This is a genomic window from Salipiger sp. (assembly GCF_059781815.1).
The window spans coordinates 1-5,812 of record NZ_JBYNAH010000283.1 but is presented as its reverse complement, the minus strand read 5'-3'; the positions used below and the strand labels follow the sequence as shown (position 1 = coordinate 5,812).

Annotated in this window: 6 protein-coding genes; all 6 read right to left on the bottom strand. The window is 69.5% G+C overall.

Features of this window, described 5'->3' with window-relative positions:
• A partial coding sequence (locus AC6RA4_RS22815) for an ATP-dependent metallopeptidase FtsH/Yme1/Tma family protein (RefSeq protein ID WP_500164208.1) occupies positions 1–620 on the bottom strand: 620 nt, incomplete at its 3' end.
• 86 nt (positions 621–706) lie between these two features.
• Entirely contained in the window at positions 707–2,053 is a 1,347-nt protein-coding gene (gene tilS / locus AC6RA4_RS22810) for a tRNA lysidine(34) synthetase TilS (RefSeq protein WP_500164206.1), read from the bottom strand.
• Between the two features lie 24 nt (positions 2,054–2,077).
• Positions 2,078–2,905 (bottom strand): tol-pal system protein YbgF, encoded by an 828-nt coding sequence (gene ybgF / locus AC6RA4_RS22805; protein WP_500164204.1) that lies wholly within the window; start codon positions 2,903–2,905, stop codon positions 2,078–2,080.
• 5 nt (positions 2,906–2,910) lie between these two features.
• Positions 2,911–3,441, bottom strand: a complete 531-nt coding sequence (gene pal, locus AC6RA4_RS22800) for a peptidoglycan-associated lipoprotein Pal (RefSeq protein ID WP_500164203.1) — start codon at positions 3,439–3,441, stop codon at positions 2,911–2,913.
• Between the two features lie 153 nt (positions 3,442–3,594).
• A complete protein-coding gene (gene tolB / locus AC6RA4_RS22795) occupies positions 3,595–4,935 on the bottom strand; it encodes a Tol-Pal system beta propeller repeat protein TolB (RefSeq protein WP_500164201.1) in 1,341 nt (446 codons plus the stop codon).
• A 125-nt stretch (positions 4,936–5,060) separates the two neighbouring features.
• Positions 5,061–5,812, bottom strand: a 752-nt coding sequence (gene tolA / locus AC6RA4_RS22790) for a cell envelope integrity protein TolA (RefSeq protein ID WP_500164200.1), incomplete at its 5' end; no start/stop codon positions are given.

The following is a 5,812-nucleotide window of genomic DNA, read 5'->3' as shown; positions in this document are numbered from 1 at the left end:
ATTGCGCGGGCCAGCAGCGTCTTACCAGTCCCCGGAGGGCCAACCAGCAGCGCGCCTTTGGGGATCTTGCCGCCAAGGCGCGAGAATTTCTGCGGGTTGCGCAGGAATTCGACGATCTCTTCCAGCTCTTCCTTGGCCTCGTCGATGCCCGCCACGTCGTCAAAGGTCACGCGGCCATGCTTTTCGGTCAGCATCTTGGCCTTGGACTTGCCAAAGCCCATGGCGCCGCCTTTGCCGCCGCCCTGCATCCGGTTCATGAAGTAGATCCAGACGCCGATCAGCAGCAGGAAGGGCAGCAGCGAGAGCAGGAAGGCCTGGAAGCCGGACTGTTCCTGCTGCTCGGCGCGCACCGTCACGCCGTTTTCGATGAGAAGGTCGGTGACCTGGGCATCCTCGGGTTTCACCGTCACGTAGTCGGTGCCGTCGCTGCTGCGGTAGCGGATCTGTTCACCGTCGATCGTGACCGAGCTGACACTGTTGTCTTCCACCGCCGAGACGAAATCGGAATAGCTGATTTCGCGGCTCTGAAGGGTGCTGCCACCGCCCGAGAACAGGTTGAACAGGGCGAGGATCAGAAGAAACAGGACCACCCAGAAGGCGATATTACGTGCGTTGCCCAAGGAATGCCTCCAAACATGCGTCGCGTGCCCCGATCAGAGCACGATGTGCCTAACATAAGGATCAAGGCGGCACGTTCAATGCGAATTCAGTGCGAAAGCAGGAAGCCGGGGAAACCGCCGTCCTGCGCGTCGCCTGCCGCCAGCGCGGTCGTGCCGCCCGGCCCCATCCCGACCGCGTCGCAGGCCACGAGCCGGTCGCCGTCCCACACTGCAGGCAAGGGGCGCGCCAGCGCATGTGGCACTCTCGCCTGACGTGTGGCGGCGGCCTGTCGCCAGCCCTCGTCGCCAAGCGCGCGCACCGTCAGCCCCTTGAGATCGGGATGGAAAACCCGCCAGCGCCCGTCCCAGAGCGTGGTCTCACCCACCGTGGTGTGGATGCCCCCGACCGCCGCGTATTCGCGCCAGATCCGCAGGTGCTCGCGCTCCGCCCGTGCCGCGCAGCCCATCAGCGTGCCGGCCCCGCCCGAGAGCAGCCGCTCGAGCAGCGCCTCAAGCGCCGCGGCGCGCGGGCGGTACTCCGCCGAAGCCACCCATTGCAGGGCGGCGGCGAGCAGCCGCAGCTGGGTCTCCTGCTCGAGCGCCTCGAACGCGCTGCGCTCGAAGCAGAGGTCGCCCGCCGCGCCCTCGCTGCCGCAGCGCTCCCATGCCCAGAGCGCCCGGGCGCGCAGCGCCTCGCGGGCGCGCGACATGCGCCCGGCGGTGGCGGCGAAGGTCTCGGCACCCAGCCCCTCGGCCTCGAGGCCGTGCAGCAGCTTGCGGATGCGGGCGCGCTCGTACTGGTCGTCCTCGTTGGTGGGATCGTCGACCCAGCACCCCTTGAGCACGCGCAGGTAGTGGCGCAGCTCCGCTCGGCGCATGTCGAGGCAGGGGCGCACAATGGTAAAGTCGGCCTGCAGCACGGCCCCCGGCGGCCGCGCGCCAAAGCACTCTTCGGGAGATAGCGGCGCGAAGTCCTCCTGCGCCACCACGCGCAGCGGGCGCATCGCCGAGAGCCCGTCGACCCCCGAACCCCGCGCCAGCCGCATCAGGAAGGTCTCCGCCACGTCGTCGCGTGTATGGGCCAGCAGCACGTACCGAAGAGCGCCGCGCCAGCGGCCGATGAGGTCGAGCCGGGCGCGGCGGGCGGCGTCCATCAGGTTGCCCTGCCCGTCCCAGCGCCAGTGCAGCGTGGCGTGGGGATGGCCGAGCTCGTCGCAGGTCTCACGCACCAACGCCGCCTCGGCTGCCGCCTCCGGGCGCAGCCCGTGATCAACGGTCACCACCCAAAGCCGTGTGCCCCAGACATGGGCCCAATTGTGCGCCAGCGTCAGCATCGCCATGCTGTCGCCGCCGCCTGAGACGGCCAGCGCGATGTCGGAGGGGAAATCCGGCCCCAGCGCCGCCCCCATCGCCTCGGCGAAGCGCTGGTCGAGACTGTCGGGCTGCGACGTCACCGGAGGCGTCTCACGGAGCTTGCCTCACTGGCAGCCGAGACGGCCCATCTCGGCCTCGGCCTCGGCCACCGCCGGGGTGCCTGGGTAGCGCGCGCCGACCTCGGCCAGCGTCACGCAGGCCTCGTTGAGGCTCTGCAGCGCCCCGAGCGCCGCCCCGAGCCGCCACAGCGCCTCCGGCGCGGCGTGGCTCTCGGGATAGTTGGCATAGGCGTCGAGAAAGCGGCGCGCCGCGGTGCGGGTGTCGCCGGTCTGGTCCAGCGCCTTGCCCTCGGCGAGAAGGGCGTCGGGCTCTAGCGGGCTGCCGGGAAAGGTCTGGCGGAAGGCCGCAAACTGGTCCGCGGCGCCCTGAAAGTCACCGCTGGCGAGCGCCTCCTGCGCCCGCCGGAAGTCATTCTGTTCGCTGACCGCAAGTTCCGCGCCACCATTCGAGGGCTGCGCCGGCGCCGGGGCCGGCGCGGGCGCGCCGGTGGAGGGCGCCTGCCCGCCCAGAAGCGGCGTGTCGCCGAGATTGCCGATGTCGCAGCCGGGCTCGAGCTCGCAGAGCCGGAACTCGAGATCGCCGATACGGTTGCTGCCGTCCTGCACCACCATGTCGATGCGATGCTGCAGTTCCTCGGCCAGCGCGGTGACGCGCTGGAGTTCGCGTTCGATGATGTTGACCCGGTCGAGCGTGCTGCCGCTCACCTGCGCACCGCTCGCTCCCGTGGTGTTGAGCTCTTGCTGAAGGCGCAGCAGCTCTCCCTTCAGAAGGCCGAGATCCTGCCGGATGTCGGCCAGGGTTTCACTGTCCTGGGCCGGCGCGGCGGTGGCCGCGGCGAGGCCGAAGCACAGGGCGAGGGCGGCAAGGCGCATGGTCGTCAGCTCCCGAGACCCATGGAGATCACGGTCACGGCGCGTCGGTTCTTGGCATAGCATGCCTCTTCCGAGCAGATCTCGACCGGGCGCTCCTTGCCGTAGCTGATGATCTTCAGCCGGTTCGGCGCAACGCCCTTGGAGATCAGGTACTCCATCGTGGCGTTGGCGCGGCGGGCGCCGAGGGCGATGTTGTACTCGCGGGTGCCCTGCTCGTCGGCGTGCCCCTCGATCACCGCGAGGTAATCGGAGTTCGTCATCAGCCAGCCGGCCTGCCCGTCGAGGGTCGCCTGAGCCTCCGGCGTCAGGGTCGACTGGTCGACGAGGAAGAACACGCGGTCGCCGATGGTCTGGTTGAAATAGGCGGGCGATTTGGGATCGTTGGCGCTGCCCGGCACGATGCCGGTCTCGACGCCTGCGCCGGCCCCGGCGCCATAGGCGTCAGACCCGCTGCCCGACCCGAAACGGTCGCCGTTCGTACAGGCCGCCAGCCCCAGTACGGCGGCGATCATCAGGGCCTTGGAGAGATGTTTCATGGAACTGTCCTGCTCGTTTCTTGCCGGCAAATTATCACAGGCATGTTGGCTTGCAAATGTCGTGCGAAGGCCAGGATTTTTCGCCCGAAAAATCCTGGCCGTCAGTCGGGCGCCCCGAAAAATCTCTCGAAGAAGATTTTTCGGGCGGATGGCTCACTGCAGCGGCCCCCAGCTCGGGTCCGAGGCGCCGTCGGGGGTGCGCACCCGGGTCAGCTTCCGCCCGGCCACGTCGACGGTGTAGAGCGACGAGGTGCCGCTGGCGCCCTGCGTCTCGCGCGAGAACATCAGCACCCGGCCGTTTGGCGCCCAGCTCGGGCCCTCGTCGAGATGCGAGGCGGTGAGAAGGCGTTCCTCGCTGCCGTCAGTGCGCATGACGCCGATGTGGAAGCGGCCCTGGTTCTGCTTGGTGAAGGCGATCAGGTCGCCGCGCGGCGACCAGACCGGAGTGCCGTAGCGGCCCTGACCGAAGCTGATCCGGGTCGGCTCGCCCCCGTTTGCCGACATCACGTAGAGCTGCTGGGTGCCCGAGCGGTCGCTCTCGAAGACGATGCGGCTGCCATCGGGCGAGAAGCTCGGCGCGGTCTCGATCGAGGGGGTGAAGGTGAGCTGCGTGGTGGTGCCGCTGGCCAGATCGCGCATGTAGATGTCGGTGTTGGACCCGGAGGTCACCGAGTAGACCACCTTGCTGCCATCTGGCGAGAAGCGCGGCGCAAAGCTCATGATGCCGCCCTCCGACGACATGATCTGGCTCTGCACGGCGCCGACGTTGAGCACGTGGACCCGAGGCTCGCCGGTCTCGTAGCTGGTGTAGAGCACCCGGTCGCCATTGGGCGAGAAGCGCGGCGCCAGCACGATCGAGCGGCTGTCGGTCAGGTACTGCACGTTGGCGCCGTCGTAATCCATGATCGCGAGGCGCTTGGCGCGCTGGTCCTTTGGCCCGCTCTCGGAGACAAAGACCACGCGGCTGTCGAAATAGCCGCTCTCACCGGTCAGCCGGGAATAGACCTGGTCGGCCACCTTGTGCGCCAGCCGGCGCCAGCCGTCGGAGGTGGCGGCGAACTGCATGCCGGCGCCGAGCTCGGTGCCGGCGAACACGTCCCAGACGCGGAACTTCACGGTGACCCGGCCGTCCTGCTCGGAGACCGCGCCGGTCAGAAGCACCAGCGCGTTGATCGCCTTCCAGTCGGCGAATTGCACCGGGCTCTCGAACGAGGTGATGCGGCTGATATGGGCCTCGCGCGGGATTTCGCGGAACAGCCCGGTGCCGGTCAGGTCATCGGCGATGACGCGGCCGATCTGCTCGGCATATTGCTGCGCGCCCGGCGTCTCGGCGACGAAATTCGGCACCGCGTAGGCCATCGGCTCGATGGTGCCCTCGGTGATCTCGATCCGCAGCGGACCGCCCTGCGCCTGCGCCGCATTGGGCAGCGCCAGTGCCAGCGCCGCCACCAGGGCGAGGACCAGGGCCACTGCCTGCGCCAAAACCTGTTTCATTCCAAAGCTCCCCTTGCCGGACCGGCGTCTGCTCGTGCTGTGATTGTGGTCAGGATAGTGCGTTGCCGCGGCGGGAACAGCCAAGTTCCGCCGCCGCGATGGGCGGGACCTTGCCGGTCGCATGATCATCGCAGCCTCATGTCGTCGGGATTGAAGGTCATCTCGATGCGTTTCCACTGCTCGTACTTGTCCTGCGGCAGCTGGTAGCCGTCGCCCTGGCAGCGCAGGATGGCGCGGCGCGCCGCCTGGAAGGCGGTGTCGGCGGCGGAGGCGCTGCCGCCTTCCGAGCCGACCAGGCGCAGGCTCGAACTCACCACGCGCCCCGTGGGCTCCATGTCCATGCCCACGGTCACCGTGACGCTGGCGGCCTCGCTGCCCACGTCGACGATCCAGCAGCGCTGCACCGCGATGCGCAGCGCGTCCTGCTCGCCACGGGTGAGCGGCGGGCCGGCCGGCGCCTGCGACTGGGTGGGTGCACCTCCGCCAAGCGCCTCGGCGATCGCCGCATCGACGGCGGAGTCGGTCGATTGCGACGGCGCGGGGGCCGGGTCCGGCGTGCTCGCGCTTGCGCTTGCGCTCTCCGACGCCGGCTCGGGGGCCGGCTGCGCCGAAGCGATGTCGCGCGGACGCGGGCGCGGACGCACGGACGAGGGCGGCGCCGAGGCCGGCTCGTCGGCTTCGGTGACGATCTGGGTCGCGGTCTCGGGCGGCGCGGTGGCCTCCTGAGCCTCCTCGGCCACGTCGGGGCTGTCGGCCTCTTCCTGCACCGCCTCCTGGACCTCCTCGGCCTCGGCCACGTCAGGCTCGGGCGGGGCGACCGGCTCGGGCGCGACGCGGGGCGCCGGGCGCGGCACAGGGCGCGGCGCGCTTTCCGGGG

What these genes read in the sequence shown, in the direction of transcription:
- pal (WP_500164203.1), bottom strand. Translation starts at nt 3,441, where the DNA reads ATGAAACATCTCTCCAAGGCCCTGATGATCGCCGCCGTACTGGGGCTG.
- tolB (WP_500164201.1), bottom strand. Translation starts at nt 4,935, where the DNA reads ATGAAACAGGTTTTGGCGCAGGCAGTGGCCCTGGTCCTCGCCCTGGTG.
- ybgF (WP_500164204.1), bottom strand. Translation starts at nt 2,905, where the DNA reads ATGCGCCTTGCCGCCCTCGCCCTGTGCTTCGGCCTCGCCGCGGCCACC.